The organism is Streptosporangium sp. G11 (genome assembly GCF_051192615.1).
Classification (GTDB): Bacteria; Actinomycetota; Actinomycetes; order Streptosporangiales; family Streptosporangiaceae; genus Streptosporangium.
This window is the reverse complement of record NZ_JBPJUQ010000375.1, coordinates 1-552: the sequence shown is the minus strand read 5'-3', so window position 1 is coordinate 552 and position 552 is coordinate 1. Positions and strand designations below refer to the sequence as shown.

The window sequence follows — 552 nt, the reverse complement described above, 5'->3', positions numbered from 1 at the left end:
CTCGGCCCCGTCCTTCCCCGCACCTTCGAGCCCGAGCCCGGCTGGAGCGCCGACGGCCGGAGGATCAAAGCCACTCTGGAATACAGCCGGGGACCGGAGAAGACCTGGGTCTACGGCGGCCTGCGCATCGCTGACGGCCAGGCGGTCACCATGACCGCAGCCTCGCGCAACAGCGCCGGCTGGCAGCGTTTTTTGGCGCTGCTGGAGCAGGCCAACCCGACCGGAACGATCGCGGTGATCACCGACAACCTGTCCAGCCATAACAGCGTCTCCACCCGCGAATGGCTCATTGACCATCCGCGCATCCAGCAGGTGTTCATCCCTAAGGGCGCTTGCTGGCTCAACCTGCAGGAAGCCTGGTGGCGTATCTTCCGCCGTCAGGCCCTGGCTGGGCAGACCTTCGCCGACCCCGGCGAGATCACCTACGCCACCACGGTGGCGACCGCCCAGCTCAACGCCCGCGCTCGCCCCTGGATCTGGGGCCGTCCGGCTCCTGAGCCTCGCCGCCGTCGACGTCGGTTTATCTACCTGCTTTGAGGAACGAAGCACTAG

The 552-nt window shown here is 67.0% G+C and carries 1 protein-coding gene; it reads left to right on the top strand.

The genetic code is table 11. The annotated features are described in order from the left end of the window. Window positions 1–537: transposase (locus ACSDR0_RS51105; protein ID WP_435296218.1), on the top strand; the 537-nt coding region annotated here is incomplete at its 5' end. Window positions 538–552: the final 15 nt, after the last annotated feature.